This is a genomic window from Methylocystis sp. S23, from assembly GCF_054106005.1.
On sequence record NZ_CM134185.1, the window covers coordinates 1,558,252 to 1,574,541 of the forward strand.

Genomic DNA, 16,290 nt, shown 5'->3' on the forward strand with positions numbered 1-16,290 from the left:
CGGGCGAGGATTACTCTATAATATATCTCAGCGTTTCCATTTCAGCAAGAAATATTGGTTCTTTTTGCCTCCGATCAGAATTCGATACAAATGTTGCGAGCCGCCCTATAACACGAAGGAACTCCGAGAAACCAGCAATCCTAAGTTTAACGCAGGCCGCCCGGCCGGATCGCCTCGCGGGCCGCCTAGATGAGGCTCTCCGAACCGCCTATTGAGGAGTAACGTCCCCAATCAAACCGCCCGATCAACTTGGAGCGCGCATGTCCTCTTTCAAAGCCGTCCTGATCGACAAGGATTCAGAGCGTTACAGCGCCGGATACGTCATGATGGACGAGGATGCGCTCATGCCGGGCGACGTCGATCTCGACGTCCTGTATTCGGCGATCAACTACAAGGACGGGCTCGCCGTGACCGGAAAGGGGCCCGTAGTCCGGCGCTTTCCCATGATCCCCGGCGTCGATCTCGTCGGGCGCGTGACGAGATCGACCCATGACGGCTTTGCGCCGGGCGACGTCGTGGTCGCCACGGCCTGCGGAATCGGCGAGGCGCATTACGGCGGCTTCGCCCAAAAGGCGCGGCTTTCCGGCGACTGGCTCGTGAAGCTGCCTGATTCGCTTACGCCCGCGCGCGCCATGGCGGTCGGCACGGCGGGCCTCACCGCCATGTTCTGCGTGCTGGCGCTGGAGCGTCACGGCTTGACCCCGCAGGATGGGCTCGCCGTCGTCTCCGGCGCCTCCGGGGGCGTCGGCTCCTTCGCGGTCGCGCTTCTCGCCAAGGCGGGATGGGGCGTCGCCGCCATTACGGGGAGCGTCGCCGAGGCCGACTATCTGAAATCCATCGGCGCGCGCGAAATCCATGCGCGGGACGATTTCTCCCGGCCCGGCAAGGCGCTGCAGTCCCAGCGCTTCGCCGCGGGCGTCGATTCGGTCGGCGGCGTCACCCTCGCCAATCTGCTCGCGCAGACGAAATTCGACGGCGCGATCGCGGCCTGCGGCAATGTCGGCGGGATGGATCTGCCGACGAGCGTCGCGCCTTTCATCCTGCGCGGCGTTTCGCTGCTCGGCGTCGAGGCCGTGCGCCCGAGAATCGGCTTGCGCCGCGAGGCCTGGGCTCGAATCGCGGCGGATCTGGACGCGGCGACGATCGACGCCATGTGTGAGGTGACGCCCTTCGATCAGGCGCTGGAGAGGGCGCGCGCGATCGTGACGGGCAAGATACGCGGGCGGGTCGTCGTTGAGATGCCTTGAGCGACGCGCGAGAGCCGCGCCGCGTTGTCGCAGCGTCGCTGCGCATTCTCGACTTTCGCCCGCCCGCCTGTAATGTCTCTCGAGCGGCCCGTGCGACAGCAAGCTTATGGGCCGCTCGTCATTTGCAGATTGCGGCGCAAAGGTAGGACGCATGAGTTCGGCTTTCACCAAGGAACAGGACGATGACAATCCGCGCGAGGATCTGCCCGATCGCCCGGTCAGTCCGCATCGCAATCTGGTGACGCCGGAGGGTTTGCGGCAGATCGACGACGCGCTGGCGCGGCTTCACGGCGAGATCGAGGCGGCGACGTCGAAGGACGACCAGCATGCGCTCGCGCTCGCCCAGCGCGATCTGCGCTACTGGACCGCGCGACGCGCCAGCGCCGAGGTCGTGCGCGCCATCGCCGATCATTCCGTCGTCCGCTTCGGCCATAAGGTGGTCGTAGAGCTCGAAGGCGGGGAGCGCCGCCGGTTCCGGCTCGTGGGCGAGGACGAGGCCGATCCCGCCAAGGGCCTGATTCCCTATGTCGCGCCGCTCGCGCAGGCCCTGATGGGCAAGAGCGTCGGCGACAAGGTCGAGGTGATCCACCACAGCGCCAGGATCGTCGAGATCGCCTAGTTGGAGCGCGCGAACTGCGCTCTAGCCTTTCCCGCCGTCATTGCGAGCGAAGCGAAGCAATCCAGAGGCGTCATCACGGCCCTGGATTGCTTCGGCGGCTGCGCCGCCTCGCAATGACGAATATCCTCGGGGACACAGGCTGCGAGAGCGCGCTCTATACCTTTAGAAACGATCGCGTTTAGGCGATTCCGCCTAAAAGCATGTGAGGCGCTTTCCTTCAGGCGGCTTTTCTCGCGGGTTTCTTCGGCGCTTCCGCGGCGGGCTTCTGCGCGACGGCCTTTTGAGCCGGCGCCTTCGGCGCGGGGATGGCCTTCTCCGTCGCCGGCTTGGCGGGAGCGGCCTTCGCCGGCGCGCGCTTCAGGCGGCGCTTGATCGAGCCCCACAGCTCCTTCATCTCCTGCGCGGCGACGCCGTCGGGATTATATTCGCTCACGCCGAGCCCGAGCCGCGCCGCCTCCTGATAATCGACGCGCGCCGACACGAGCGGCGCGAGCAGTCCGCCCATCGCCTGCAACGCCTTGGCGCCGATCTCGACGCGCGCGCTCTGCTGCGCGGGAGGGCACTGATTGAGCAGAAAGGCGTAGTCGCCGCCTTCTTCCTTCACCTGCGCGCGGGTCTTCTCGCTCGCCCAGAGATCGAAGACGTTCGGCCGCGCGGGGATCACGCAAAGATCGGCGGCGCGAATCGCGGCGGCGGCGGGCTCGCCGTCCTGGCCCGGCGCGTCGATGACGACGAGCGTGACGCCTTTCTTCTCGAGCGCCGAAATGGCCTTGGCGAGCTTGCTCGGCGGCACGTGCTCGACGCCGATATCCGAAGATTCGCGCGCGCCCGACCATTTCACGAGCGTCTGCAGCGGGTCGAGATCGATGAGGAAGACGCGTTCTCCGGCCGCGCGCGCGGCGACGGCGACGCTGCTCGCCAGCGTGCTCTTGCCGGCCCCGCCCTTTTGCGTGATGAAAGCTATTGTCCGCATATCCTGAGTTCCGTTTGTTGCACCGCTCTAGTCGCGGGCTTCGACGCGAAAAACGCAGTTTTTCGGCAATACGCAGGCTTACCGGGCCGAATCATTTACTTGACGGCAGGGTAATCGTTGGTCGCCGCCGCGTCGAGGTGGTAATCAACGTCGACCACGCCAAGTAATAAGTTTACGAACGATCGCAACCGATGCCCGACCTCTTTGAAACCGCGAAGCTCGACGCGCAGGCGCCGCGGCCGCTCGCCGACCGGCTGCGCCCGACGCGCCTCGACGAGGTCGTCGGCCAGGATCATCTGCTCGGCCCCGCGGGCGCGCTCACGCGTCTCGTTCAGGGAGGCGCGCTCGGCTCGCTCATTCTCTGGGGGCCGCCCGGCTCCGGCAAGACGACCGTCGCGCGCCTTCTCGCGCATGAGACCAAGCTCGCCTTCGCGCAGATTTCGGCGGTCTTCTCGGGCGTCGCCGATCTCAAGAAGACCTTCGACGCCGCGCGGGCGCGGCGCGCCACGGGACAGGGCACGCTGCTCTTCGTCGACGAGATTCACCGGTTCAACCGCGCGCAGCAGGACAGTTTCCTCCCCGTGATGGAGGATGGGACGATCACGCTCATCGGCGCGACGACCGAGAACCCGTCCTTCGAGCTCAACGCCGCGCTTCTTTCGCGCGCGCGCGTGATGACCTTCAGGGCGCTCGACGCGCCAGCGATCGAGAAGCTGCTCGCGCGCGCGGAAGAAGCGGAAGGCAGGAAGCTGCCGCTCGACGCCGACGCGCGCGAGGCGCTGATCGCCATGGCCGACGGAGACGGACGCGCCGCGCTCACTTTGTCGGAAGAAATCTGGCGCGCCGCGCGCGAGGGAGAAATCTTCGATCGCGCCGCGCTCGCGGACGTCGTGCAGCGCCGCGCGCCCATTTACGACAAGGCGCAGGAAGGCCATTACAATCTCATCAGCGGGCTGCATAAATGCGTGCGCGGCTCGGACCCGGACGCGGCGCTCTATTATTTCGCGCGCATGCTCGACGCTGGCGAAGACCCGTTGTTCCTGGCGCGTCGAATCGTGCGCATGGCGGTCGAGGATATCGGGCTCGCCGATCCGCAGGCGCTCGTGATCGCCAACGCCGCCAAGGACGCCTATGACTTTCTCGGCTCGCCGGAGGGCGAGCTCGCCATCGCTCAGGCGCTGATCTATGTGGCGACGGCGCCCAAATCCAACGCCGGCTACGTCGCCTATAAGAAGGCGCGCCGCCTCGCGGAGGAGAAGGGCTCGCTCATGCCGCCCAAGATCATCCTCAACGCGCCGACCCGGATGATGCGCGAGGAAGGCTATGGCGAGGGATATGAATATGACCACGACGCGCCGGACGCCTTTTCCGGCCAGAACTACTGGCCCGAATCGCTGAAGCGGCAGAAGCTCTATCGGCCCGTGGAGCGCGGATTCGAGCGCGAGCTCGCCAAGCGGCTCGAATATTGGGAGCGGCTGCGGCGCGAACGCAACTCCAAATAACCCCCCTTGCGTCATCGCCCGCGCCTATTCTGTTGCGCAATTGTCACGCGCGGCGGCAAACGCACTGCACAAGCCTTGTTCAGCCCGCCTTTTCATTGACCGTGTTCGAGGTTCGGCCGTAAGTCTTTTCACGACGGCGGGTGTCGCTTCCGCGACGACAGCCGCAAGGAAAACAGGTTTTCTTACGAGGGGGTCACAATGGCCAAATTTCCTGTCGCCGCCGGCATTGCGCTGGCTCTTGTCGCCGGTTCGGCGCTCGCCGCCGACCTCCCGTCCCGCAAGGGCCCGCCGCCGGTCTACGTTCCCCCGCCGCCGGCCTTCTCCTGGACCGGCCTCTATGGCGGCGTGAACATCGGCTACGGCTTCGGCAATGGCGACCTCATGCAGGGCGGTCAGATCGCGGCCCAGAACATTGCGGGCCCCTTCTTCGACGGCCCCATCGGCCTATGGAACGTGCCGGTCAATCTGAACGGCGTCCTCGGCGGCGGTCAGATCGGCTACAACTATCAGTTCAACCCCTGGCTGGTTCTCGGCTTTGAAGCCGACATCCAGGCCGCCGACCTGCGCGCCCGTCAGAACATTGCGAGCGCCTATCTCTCGCCTTTCTGGGGCGTTCCGTCCTCGGGCTTCGCGACCGCCAATCAGTATGTCGACTGGTTCGGCACCGCCCGCGGCCGCGTCGGCTTCACCTTTCCGTCCTATCCGAACCTGCTGATCTTCGGCACGGGCGGTCTGGCTTACGGCAGCGTCGAATATGCGCATGTCTATACGCGCATCGACAATGTGCCGCCGGCCTGGGGCTCGCAGGCGGCCGCCACGCATTCCGACACGCGCGTCGGCTGGACGGCGGGCGGCGGCGTCGAATGGACCCCGCTGGCCTTCCCGGCCTGGTCGCTCAAGGTCGAGTATCTCTACACGGATCTCGGAACCGTCGGTCAGACGGGCCTCGGCGCCGCGAGCTTCGGCCTCGGCGCGCCGGCGTCGCTCCTCAACGTCTCGACCAATACGGTCGCCTTCCGCTGGCACACCGTCCGCGCGGGCCTGAACTGGCACTTCAATCCGTTTGGCGCGCCGGCTCCGGTCCTGGCGAAATACTAAGTTCCGTTTCCCCCGCGAAACGTCCCGAGCCCGGCCTTCATGGCCGGGCTTTTTTGTTTTTGATTCAGCGCTTTTGTCGCAGTCGCGACGTCCGCTTGGCGTAGACGCGGCAAGAGGCGGGCGTTAAGAATCGTTCCTGGCGGCGCATGGGGAAAAGTCCGGCGCGCCCGCGCCCGGCCATGGCGCCGGCGTCCCGCCAATGTTAACCCTCCATGGGCCTTGCGCCGCGGCGCCTGAAGCCCCACAGCGAATCGATGCCCCGCAACGCGCCACTCCTTCTCGCAATTCTGGCGAGCCTCGCCATTGGGGCCGCATTGCCGGGGCTTCTCGCCAAGATGCGCGGACCCGGCGAGGCGAGCGGCGCCGCGACGGATTCGAGCGTTGAGCCCGCCGCGGAGGGCCTGATCAAGCTTTCCCCCGAGCAGATCGCGGCCGCGCGGATCGGCTTCGTCAAAGCCGGGCCGGGCGTCATCAAGCGCCAGATCACCGTGCCGGCGGCGGTGAAGCCGGACCCGGACCGTCTTGCCCGCGTCGCCGCCAAAGTGTCCGGCGTCGTCGCCGAAATGCGAAAGAGGCTCGGCGACGAGGCGGCGAAAAACGAGACCGTCGCCATCATCGATTCGCGCGAAGTGGCCGACGCGAAGAGCGAATATCTCGCGGCGCTCGCCAATTACGATCTGCAGTCGAAGCTCTTCCAGCGCGAAAAGGGCCTCTTCGAGAAGAAGATCACCGCCGAGCAGCTCTTTCTCAAAGCCAAGGCGACCTTCACCGAGGCGAGGCTGAGGCTCGACCTCGCCCGCGGCAAGCTCGCCGCGCTGGATCTCTCGGAGAGCGAGATCGCCGCGCTCGCTTCGCAGCCCATCGCCCGGCTGCGGGAGAAAGAGATTCGCGCGCCGATCAAGGGCCGCGTCATCGAGCGCCTGGTCAATCTCGGCCAGCCGGTGACGGCTGAAAGTCAGATCTATGTCCTCGCCGATCTTTCCGAGGTCGAGACCGATCTCGCCGTGCCGGTCGCGAGCCTCGCCAGCGTGCGCGTCGGTCAGCCGGTCGTCCTCAAGGGGACGGACGGACGCAGCTTCGAGGGCAGGGTCTCCATTGTGAGCGCGATGATCACGCCGGAGACCCGCACCGGGCATGTCATCGCCTCTTTCAAAAATCCCGATTTCGCGCTTCATCCCGGCATATTGCTCAACGCCGAGATCGCGATCGAGCAGAGCCCGGCGAAAGTGCTTGTCCCGCGCGCCGCGGTGCAGCTCGTGCATAACGAGCCGACGGTCTTCGTTCGGGTGAAGGACGGTTTCGAGAAGCGCTCCGTCGAATTGGGCGATGGCGACGAAAATTCTGTGGAAGTGACCAAGGGGCTCGCGCCCGGAGAGACGATCGCCGCCGAGAACAGCTTCGTGCTGAAGGCCGAATCGGGCAAGAGCGAAATCCCGGAGGAGTGACGCCGTGGACGATCTCCGCCAAGGTGAAGGATCCCCTCCCCAACCCTCCCCCTGGCATGGGGAGGGGGTTCCGCTCCTGCGCGCCATCAAGGTTTGGCGGGGCGCGGATCGCCGGCGTTCCCTCCCCCTGCAAGGGGGAGGGACAGGGTGGGGTTCCGAACCGGTCCATTCAGTTGAAGCAAGCGACTAGCGCCCCATGATGCAGCGGATCATCGCCTTTTCGGTTCATAGCCGCTGGCTGGTCGTCCTGCTGGTCGCGCTTGTCGGCGCGTTCGGCGTTTGGGCGCTCGCCCATCTGCCGATCGACGCGGTTCCGGACATCACCAACAATCAGGTGCAGATCAATGCGCGCGCGCCGGCCCTCTCCGCTTTCGAGATGGAGAAGCAGGTCACCTATCCGATCGAGAACGCGCTCGCCGGCATTCCCGGCCTCGAATATACGCGCTCGCTCTCGCGCAACGGCTTCGCGCAGGTGACGGCGGTCTTCGCCGACGGCGTCGACATCTATTTCGCGCGCCAGCAGGTGAATGAACGAATCTCGCAGGCGCGCGAGGATTTCCCGCCATCGGTGGAGTTGCGCATCGGGCCCATCGCGACGGGCCTTTCCGAGATTTATATGTGGACCGTGCGCTATGCGGAGCCGCGCAAGCTCGCGAAGGAAGGCGAGCCCGGCTGGCGGAGGGACGGCGCGTATCTCACGCCCGAGGGCGCGCTGCTGCGCACGCCGGTCGAGCAGGCGTCCTATCTGCGCACCGTGCAGGACTGGATCATCCGTCCCCAATTGCGCACCGTGCCGGGCGTCGCCGGCGTCGATTCGCTCGGCGGCTATGTGCGCCAGTATCATGTGCAGCCCGACCCCGCGAAGCTGATGTCGCTCGGCCTGTCCTTCGGCGACCTCGCCGCGACGATCCAGAGAAACAATGTCAGCCGCGGCGCCGGCTATGTCGAGCGCAATGGCGAGGGCCTCGTCGTGAGGAGCGGCGGACGCCTCGAGAATGTCGAGGACATTGGCGATGTGGTCGCGACGACGCGGGGCGGCGTGCCGGTCCGCGTCCGGGAGATCGCCAGCGTCTCCATCGGCAAGGAGCTGCGCACGGGCAGCGCCAGCCTGAATGGCGAGGAGGTTGTCATCGGCACGGCGCTGATGCTGATCGGCGCCAATAGCCGCACCGTCTCGGCCGCTGTCGACGACAAGATGAAGGGAATCGTCAAATCGCTGCCGCCGGGCGTCGAGGTGAAGACGATCCTCAACCGCACGCTGCTCGTCGACGCGACGATCAAGACCGTCGCCAAGAACCTCGCCGAGGGCGCGGGCCTCGTCATTCTCGTGCTCTTTGCGATGCTCGGCAATTTCCGCGCGGCGGTGGTGACGGCGACGGTCATTCCGGTGACCATGCTCTTTCTCGCCATCGGCATGTATGTCGGCAAGATCAGCGCCAATCTGATGAGCCTCGGCGCGCTGGATTTCGGCCTCATCGCCGACGGCGCGATCATCGTCGCCGAAAACAGCCTGCGCCGTCTGTCGGAGCGGCAGCATCTCGTCGGCCGTCCGCTCACGACCGACGAGCGGCTGGACACGGTGATCGACGCCGCCGTCGAGATGCGGCGTCCGACGGTTTACGGCCAGTCGATCATCATCCTCGTCTATCTTCCGATCCTGAGCTTCTCGGGCGTCGAGGGAAAGATGTTCCATCCGATGGCGATGACCGTGATCATCGCGCTTCTGTCGGAATTCGCGCTCTCGCTCACCTTCTTCCCCGCCATGATCGCGCTCTTCGTCTCGGGCCATGGCGAGGAGGAGGAAAACGCCATCGTGAAGGGCCTGAAGCGCCTCTATGAGCCGGCGCTGCGCCGGGCGATGGACGCGCCGGTGAAAGTCATGGGCGTCGCGGTCGCCGCCTTTCTCTTCGCCGCGCTTCTCTATGTCGGCCTCGGGCAGGAGTTCATTCCGAGGCTCGACGAGAAGAATCTCGCCATGCAGGCGAATCGCATCCCGAGCGCCTCGCTCACGCAATCGCAGGCGATGCAGCTCGACATCGAGAACGTCATCCGCAAGCTGCCGCAGGTCGATTACGTCTTCTCAAAAACGGGCACGGCCGAGGTCGCGACCGATCCCATGCCGCCGAACCTCACCGACGTCTTCATCATGCTGAAGCCGGAGGATCAGTGGCCCGATCCGCATCTCGCGAAGGACAAGCTCATCGAGGAGATCGACGCCGAGATCGAAAAGCTTCCCGGCAACGCTTATGAATTCTCGCAGCCGATCCAGCTCCGCTTCAACGAGCTGCTCGCGGGCGTTCGCGGCGATATCGCGGTGAAGGTCTTTGGCGAGGATTTCGACGCCATGCTGAAGGCCGCCAATCACATCGCGGCGATCCTGCGATCGACGCGCGGCGCGGAAGACGTGAAGGTCGAGCAGGTGACCGGCCTGCCGGTGCTCGACATCAAGGTGGATAAGAGCGCGATTGCGCGCTACGGCCTCTCGCTCGGCGCCGTGCAGGACACGATCGGCGCGGCGATCGGCGGCGAGCCCGCCGGCATGATCTTCGAGGGCGATCGCCGCTTCCCGATCATCGTGCGGCTGCGCGACAATCTACGCGAGGACGCCGGCGCGCTGGAGACGATCCCGGTCTCGCTGCCGCCCGACGCGCAGGGCCACGTCTCCACCGTGCAGCTCAAACAGGTCGCGAGCTTTTCGACGACCGACGGGCAGAACCAGATTTCGCGGGAGAACGGCAAGCGCCGCGTCGTCGTCAGCGCCAATGTCCGCGGGCGCGACATCGCCTCCGTCGTCAATAAGGCGCGCGCCAAGGTCGACGCCAAGGTGCAGATTCCGCCGGGCTACTGGATCGAATGGGGCGGGCAGTTCGAAAATCTCGCCGCGGCGCGCGCGCGGCTGATGATCGTCGTGCCGGTCTGCTTCTTCATGATCTTCCTGCTGCTCTATTCGGCCCTGGGCTCGGCGCGCGACGCGGCGCTCGTCTTCACGGCGGTGCCGCTCGCCCTCATCGGCGGCGTGCTCGCCTTGTGGGCGCGCGACATGCCCATGTCCGTCTCGGCGGCGGTGGGCTTCATCGCCTTGTCGGGCGTGGCCGTGCTCAACGGCCTCGTCATGCGAACCTATATTCACCAGCTCATGGTGAGCGGCCTGCCTGAGCGGGACGCGATCTTCAAGGGCGCGATGACGCGTCTGCGTCCCGTCGTCATGACGGCGCTCGTGGCCTCGCTCGGTTTCGCGCCCATGGCGCTTGCGACCTCGACGGGCGCGGAGGTGCAGCGTCCCATCGCCACCGTCGTCATTGGCGGCCTGATCAGCGCGACGCTGCTCACGCTCATCGTCCTGCCGGCGCTTTACGCGTTTTTCGGCGAGGACGAGAAGGCGCTCAACGCCGCGCGCGCGCGGGAGGCCATGTGAGAAACGCGCGGCGCGCTCTCCTGTTCGCGCTCTGCGTCGCGGCGCCTCTTGCACAAGCGGAGACGCTCGACGGCGCGTTGCTGCGCGCCTACAGGAACAGTCCCGTCATCAATTCGAGCCGCGCCGGCGTGCGCGCCCTCGACGAAAAAGTGCCGCAGGCGCTTTCCGGCATGCGGCCGCGCGCGAATGGCGGCGCCTTTATCGGCGCGCAGCAGAACCGCAATGTGCAGCGGCAGGTCGACATCGACCTCAACGACCCCACGGCCATGGCGAGCACCAAGAGCGTTCAGAGCGGCTCCAGCGTTCCGCGCGCCGCCAATTTCTCCATCGAGCAGCCGATCTTCGACGGCTTCAAGACGCAGAACGCCACGCGCGAAGCGGAGACCAACGTCTTCGCGGGCCGCGAGCGCCTGCGGCTCACCGAGCAGCGCATTCTCTTCGCCGCGGTCTCGGCCTATATGAACGTGCTGCGCGACACGGCCGCGCTCAAATTGCAGGAAAACAATGTCGCGGTTCTGACCGAGCAATTGCGGCAGACGCGCGAGCGCTACAATTACGGCCAGATCACTCTGACCGACGTCGCGCAGGCCGAGGCGCGGCTCGCGTCGGGGCGGTCGCTCGTCGGGCAGGCGCGGGCGGCGCTCGAAGCCAGCATCGGCGCCTATCGCCAGACCATCGGCGTCGATCCCGGGAAGCTCGCGCCCGGCGCCGCCGTCGACGGCCTGCTGCCGAAGACGCGCGAGGAAGTCGAGCGCATCGCCGAAAGCGAGCATCCAGTCATTCTCGCCGCGCGGCACGACGCCGACGCCGCCGATCTTTCGATCAAGGTGATCGAGTCGGACTTCATGCCGAGGCTCTCCATCGTCGGCAATGTCTTCACGCAAACGGACATGTCGGGGATCTACAACCGCAATATCGGCGCCTCGATCGGAGGCCGGCTCAACGTGCCGCTCTATGAGGGCGGCTTCACCTCGTCGCAGGTGCGCGAGGCGAAGGAGGTCGCCGGACAGCGCAAGCTCGACGTCGACGCCGCGCGGGCGGACGTCATCGCCCTGGTGCGGGGCAATTGGGGCGCGCTGCAGGCCGCGAGGACGCAGATCGCGGCGGCGCAAACGCAGATCGCCGCCGCCGAGCGCGCGCTTTACGGCGTGCGCGAGGAGGCCAAGGCCGGCCAGCGAACGACGCTCGACATTCTCAACGCGCAGCAGGAACTGCTGAACGCGCGCATCGGGCTGATCTTCGCCCAGCGCGAACGAGTCGTCGCGTCCTATGCGGTCCTCGCCGCCATGGGGCGCCTTTCGGCGCAGAGGCTGCATCTCGGCGACGCCGAATATGACCCCGGCGTTCATTTCGATCAGGTGAAGGATCTCTGGGGCGGAACCGATACGCCCGACGCCGGACGTTAGAGCGCGCGGCGAAAAAGCAGGAACCGGCTTTTCGCGCCATGCGCGCTGGAATCGATCACGTTCTCCGCGATCGGGTGAAGGTTTCCTCTTCCTGAGGAGCGAGCGAAGCTCGGGTCTCGAAGGACGAGGAAGCCTTCATTTCCCGAAATCCGGAGCTCGCCCTCGCGCTTCGAGACGCCGCCTTTGACGACTCCTCGGCATGAAAAGCGAGGTTGGTCGTCCGTCACCCGATCGCCCGCCAATCGCGGCGTGATCTGAAGACATTTCATACAAAGCGTTTTACTCTGCGCGCCAATCGCCCGTCTCATGATCGGGCGGCGCAAGGAAGAGGAAACGCAATGCGAGGCGCATATCTGAAACTTTTCGCCCTGTCGCTCGCCGCCGCGTCGCTCGCCGGCCCCGCGCTGGCCGGCTGCTGGCTCGGCTGCGGCGATCCGACCGAGGAACACGCCAAGGCGATCCTGGAAAACCTCCTCAAGCAGCGTTTCGACAAGCCGGGCAAGATCCTCGACTTCAAGCAGACGATGGCCGAGAAGCTCGAAATGCACGCCACGGGCGAGAAGGGCTATGAGATCTTCTTCAACGCCAGAGTGCTCTTTCCCGAGGGCGCCAATCTCGACTGCAAGCCGGACGACGCCGGCAAGTTCAAGGAAGGCTGCTCGTCGAGCAAGCATTTCGTGACGGCGCCGCGCAGCTCCGATCCCAAGGGCAGGCAATATGTGGCGCCGGGCGAGACGGTGCTTTTCGACGAGGAATACCGCTTCTACGAAGACCCCAATGGCTGGAAGGGTCCGGACGGCAACGTCTATCGGCAGTAAGGCAAAAATTATGGGCGCGCATGAACTGCGCGCCCCAAAGATCCGAAGCCTCTTTCTTGAGGTCGCCGGACGATCTTACTTCAGCAGGTCCGAATTCTGCGGGCAGCCGGCCTTCTCGTTGCAGGCCTGGAAGGCGGCGCGGAGCTCGTCCTTGTTGGCGCCGTAATTCTGCTTGCGGGAGAGATATTCGTCGTAGCACTTCGACGCCGCCGCAGCCTGCTTGTCCTCGTCAGCCTTGCGGGTGTCGCAATCGGCGAAAGCCGGGGTCATCATGCCGGCAAACAGGGTCGCCGCCGCAACAAAGGCGAATTTGTTCATCTTAGCGCTTCCTCTTTCTACATTTGGGGTGCTTTGCTTGGCGCTGGCGTAGAACCCTCCCGCCGATCCAGTAACGGCCCTCATATCGCGCGAAGCGGGCGAACACTGGGGGAAGATGAGCGCTGTGTCAATCGCGCGTCGATCATATGACAGTTCTTCCGCGCCCAGGATTGTCTCGAAGGGATTCTGCGAGACCGCCGGCCAGGACTTGAATCCATTGGCGGATCGAGCGACGGCCGCCCTATTGTTCGTCACGGCGGGAGCGCGCCCGGTCAAAAAATAAGGGCGCGCCGATCGCGCGCCCTCTCGTTCGGCTGGAACGAAAATAGCTTTAGAGGCCCTTCGAGTTCTGCGGGCAGCCGCACTTCTCGTCGCAGGATTTCTTGTTGTCCTTGATTTTCGTCATGTCGGCGGTCCAGCCCTGCTGGTCCTTCAGATACTGGTCTTCGCATTTGGAAGCGCAGACGGCCTGCTCGTCCTCGGCGTGGGTGTCGCAGCTCGCAAAGGCCGGGACGGTCATCGCCGCGAATATCGCGATGGCCGAGAAAAGGGAGAACTTCTTCATCCTCAGGTTTCCTCTATTTTCGATTCTTATTTTTTGCTTCTCGCGCGTCGCTTCGACTCGCGCCGCCATTTCGGGCGGCGCGGGAGCTCCCACGCTCGAGCGTCACGAAGATGTCGCATGAAAATCGAGCCGTCAACGATAGCGGCAGTATTTGACCGCTCTTTTACGAGGCAAGTTGTCGCAGCACGTAAGGCAGAATGCCGCCGTTCTTGAAGTATTCCAGCTCGTCCAGCGTATCGATGCGCAGCAGCAGCGGCGCCGAGATCGTTCTGCCGTCCGGGAAGGCGATTTCCGCAACGATCCTCTGGCGCGGCGTGAGTCCCGCTTCGAGCCCGCGTATGGCGACGGTTTCCGCGCCGGCGAGGCCGAGCGAGGCCCAGCTCGTTCCGGCCTCGAAAGTGAGCGGCAGCACGCCCATGCCGACGAGATTGGAGCGGTGGATGCGCTCGAAGCTCTGCGCGATCACGGCCCGCACGCCGAGCAGCGCCGTGCCCTTCGCCGCCCAGTCGCGCGAGGAGCCGTTGCCATATTCCGCGCCCGCGAAGACGACGAGCGGCGCGCCGTCCTTCTGGTAGCGCATCGCGGCGTCGTAGATCGAAAGCGTCTCGCCGCCGGGATAATATTTGGTCAGGCCGCCTTCGGGCACGACGCCGTCGGCGGTCTTCATCATGTGGTTCTTGATGCGGATATTGGCGAAAGTGCCGCGCATCATGACTTCGTGATTGCCGCGCCGCGTGCCGTACTGATTGAAGTCGGCCTGCGCCACGCCATTGTCCATCAGCCATTTGCCCGCGGGCGAGGCGGCCTTGATCGAGCCCGCCGGCGAGATATGGTCGGTGGTGATCTTGTCGCCGAAAAGCGCGAGGATGCGCGCGCCGACAATGTCCTTCACCGCCTTCGGCTCCCTGGCGAGGCCCGCGAAATAAGGCGGGTTGCGGACATAGGTCGACTTGTCGTCCCAGCCATAGGTCTCGCCCGCCGGCGCCGCCACGGCGCGCCAGTGCGTGTCGCCCGCAAAGACATTGGCGTAAGTGTCGCGGAAGAGGTCGCGCGTCACATTCTCGCGGATGAAGCCGTCGATCTCGGCGTTGCTCGGCCAGATGTCGCGCAGGAAAACCGGCTTGCCGTCCGCGCCCTGGCCGAGCGGCTCCTTGGTCAGGTCGGTCGCCACCGTGCCGGCGAGCGCGAAGGCCACGACGAGCGGCGGCGAGGCGAGATAGTTCGCCTGCACGTCCGGATTCACGCGGCCCTCGAAATTGCGGTTGCCGGAAAGGACGGACGCCGCGACGAGATCGTGTTGATTAATGGTCTTGGAGACCGGCGCGGGAAGCGGACCGGAATTGCCGATGCAGGTCGTGCAGCCGAAGCCGACGAGATTGAAGCCCAGTTCGTCGAGCGACTTCTGCAGGCCCGACCTGGCGAGATACTGGCCGACGACCTGGCTGCCGGGCGCGAGCGAGGTCTTCACCCAAGGCTTGACCTTGAGGCCCTTGGCGACGGCGTTGCGCGCGAGCAGGCCCGCGCCGATCAGCACGCTCGGATTCGATGTGTTGGTGCAGGAAGTGATGGCGGCGATCACGACGTCGCCATGGCCGAGGTCGTAATTCGCGCCCTCGACCGCGTGTCGCGGGCCGAGGCCGCCCTCCTTCTTATATTCGCCGGCGAGCGCGGTTTCGAAAGCCCTGCCCACAGCCTCCAGCGGCACGCGGCCCTCGGGGCGCTTCGGACCCGCGAGGGAGGGGGCGACGTCGGCGAGATCGAGCGCGAGCGTGTCGGTGAATTCGGGGTCGGGCGAGGTCGAGCGGCGCAACATGCCCTGCGCTTCCGTATAGGCTTCGATCAGCGCGATGCGCTCGGCGGCGCGGCCGGAAGTGTTGAGATAAGCGAGCGTCTCGGCGTCTACGGGGAAGAAGCCGCAGGTCGCGCCATATTCCGGCGCCATATTGGCGATGGTCGCGCGGTCGGCGAGCGAGAGATGATTCAGGCCTGCGCCGTAGAATTCCACGAACTTGCCGACCACGCCCTTTTTGCGCAGCATCTGCGTGACGGTGAGCACCACGTCGGTCGCGGTGACGCCCTCCTTCGGCGCGCCCGTGAGCTTGAAGCCGATGACTTCCGGCGCGAGCATGGAGAGGGGCTGGCCAAGCATGGCGGCCTCGGCCTCGATGCCGCCGACGCCCCAGCCGAGCACCGCCAGCCCGTTCACCATGGTCGTATGCGAATCGGTGCCGACGAGCGTATCCGGATAGGCGATTTCTCCGCCGTCCTCGGTTCGGGTCCAGATCGTCTGGGCCAGATATTCGAGATTGACCTGATGGCAGATGCCGGTGCCGGGCGGCACCACGCGGAAATTGTCGAAGGCCGACTGGCCCCATTTCAGGAAGCGATAGCGCTCGCCATTGCGCTGATATTCGAGCTCCACATTGCGCTGGAAAGCGGTGGGCGCGCCGAATTCGTCGACGATGACCGAGTGGTCGATGACGAGGTCGACGGGCACGAGCGGATTGATCTTCTGCGGATCGCCCCCGAGCGCGACAAAAGCGTCGCGCATGGCCGCGAGATCGACCACGGCCGGGACGCCGGTGAAGTCCTGCATCAGCACGCGGGCGGGGGAGAAGGCGATTTCACGCTCGGTCTTGCCCTTTTCGGCCAACCATTTCGCAAAGGAGAGGATCGTGTCTTTGGTGACCCATCGGCCGTCCTCGTTGCGCAGCAGGTTTTCGAGCACGACCTTGAGCGAATAGGGGAGCTTGGAGACCCCTTCCAGGCCGTTAGCCTCCGCCGCCTTCAGCGAGAAATAGTCATAGGTCTTGTCGCCCACGACGAGCTTCTGGCGGGACTGGAAACTGTCGACTGACGTCATGAGGATGTCCTTGCGGGCGTT

11 protein-coding genes and 1 pseudogene are annotated in these 16,290 nt (G+C 65.4%); 8 read left to right on the forward strand and 4 right to left on the reverse strand.

Annotation, left to right across the window (positions count from 1 at the left end):
- The first annotated feature begins 260 nt into the window (after positions 1–260).
- Together ACV7JP_RS07725 and greA are read left to right on the forward strand one after the other, a co-directional pair.
- Complete coding sequence (locus ACV7JP_RS07725) at positions 261–1,247, forward strand: MDR family oxidoreductase (protein WP_457798646.1); 987 nt, start codon at positions 261–263, stop codon at positions 1,245–1,247.
- Between the two features lie 151 nt (positions 1,248–1,398).
- Positions 1,399–1,866, forward strand: coding sequence for a transcription elongation factor GreA (gene greA, locus ACV7JP_RS07730; RefSeq protein ID WP_457798647.1), 468 nt, complete (start codon positions 1,399–1,401; stop codon positions 1,864–1,866).
- Positions 1,867–2,083: 217 nt separating this feature from the next.
- Here greA and ACV7JP_RS07735 read toward each other — a convergent pair whose 3' ends face one another.
- The gene (locus ACV7JP_RS07735) at positions 2,084–2,839 is read right to left on the reverse strand and encodes an AAA family ATPase (RefSeq protein WP_457798648.1); all 756 of its coding nucleotides are present in this window, start codon (positions 2,837–2,839) and stop codon (positions 2,084–2,086) included.
- Positions 2,840–3,030: 191 nt separating this feature from the next.
- Between ACV7JP_RS07735 and ACV7JP_RS07740 the strand changes: the two genes are divergently transcribed.
- From ACV7JP_RS07740 to ACV7JP_RS07765, 6 genes and pseudogenes are all read left to right on the forward strand, one after another.
- Positions 3,031–4,341 (forward strand): replication-associated recombination protein A, encoded by a 1,311-nt coding sequence (locus ACV7JP_RS07740; RefSeq protein WP_457798649.1) that lies wholly within the window; start codon positions 3,031–3,033, stop codon positions 4,339–4,341.
- 198 nt (positions 4,342–4,539) lie between these two features.
- Positions 4,540–5,271: pseudogene (locus ACV7JP_RS07745) on the forward strand (outer membrane protein); the annotation flags it as partial.
- Between the two features lie 422 nt (positions 5,272–5,693).
- The gene (locus ACV7JP_RS07750; protein WP_457798650.1) at positions 5,694–6,884 is read left to right on the forward strand and encodes an efflux RND transporter periplasmic adaptor subunit; all 1,191 of its coding nucleotides are present in this window, start codon (positions 5,694–5,696) and stop codon (positions 6,882–6,884) included.
- A gap of 196 nt (positions 6,885–7,080) precedes the next feature.
- Positions 7,081–10,299, forward strand: a complete 3,219-nt coding sequence (locus tag ACV7JP_RS07755) for an efflux RND transporter permease subunit (RefSeq protein WP_457798651.1) — start codon at positions 7,081–7,083, stop codon at positions 10,297–10,299.
- Entirely contained in the window at positions 10,296–11,705 is a 1,410-nt protein-coding gene (locus ACV7JP_RS07760; RefSeq protein ID WP_457798652.1) for a TolC family outer membrane protein, read from the forward strand. The genes ACV7JP_RS07755 and ACV7JP_RS07760 overlap by 4 nt, the downstream gene beginning before the upstream one ends.
- 338 nt (positions 11,706–12,043) lie before the next feature.
- Entirely contained in the window at positions 12,044–12,523 is a 480-nt protein-coding gene (locus ACV7JP_RS07765) for a hypothetical protein (protein ID WP_457798653.1), read from the forward strand.
- Positions 12,524–12,598: 75 nt separating this feature from the next.
- Here the strand turns inward: ACV7JP_RS07765 and ACV7JP_RS07770 are convergent, their stop codons facing one another.
- From ACV7JP_RS07770 to acnA, 3 genes are all read right to left on the reverse strand, one after another.
- Positions 12,599–12,841, reverse strand: a complete 243-nt coding sequence (locus ACV7JP_RS07770) for a hypothetical protein (protein ID WP_457798654.1) — start codon at positions 12,839–12,841, stop codon at positions 12,599–12,601.
- Between the two features lie 331 nt (positions 12,842–13,172).
- Positions 13,173–13,406: a hypothetical protein gene (locus ACV7JP_RS07775; RefSeq protein WP_457798655.1), complete on the reverse strand. Its 234-nt coding sequence runs from the start codon at positions 13,404–13,406 to the stop codon at positions 13,173–13,175.
- A gap of 163 nt (positions 13,407–13,569) precedes the next feature.
- Positions 13,570–16,269, reverse strand: a complete 2,700-nt coding sequence (acnA, locus tag ACV7JP_RS07780) for an aconitate hydratase AcnA (protein ID WP_457798656.1) — start codon at positions 16,267–16,269, stop codon at positions 13,570–13,572.
- Positions 16,270–16,290 lie beyond the last annotated feature (21 nt).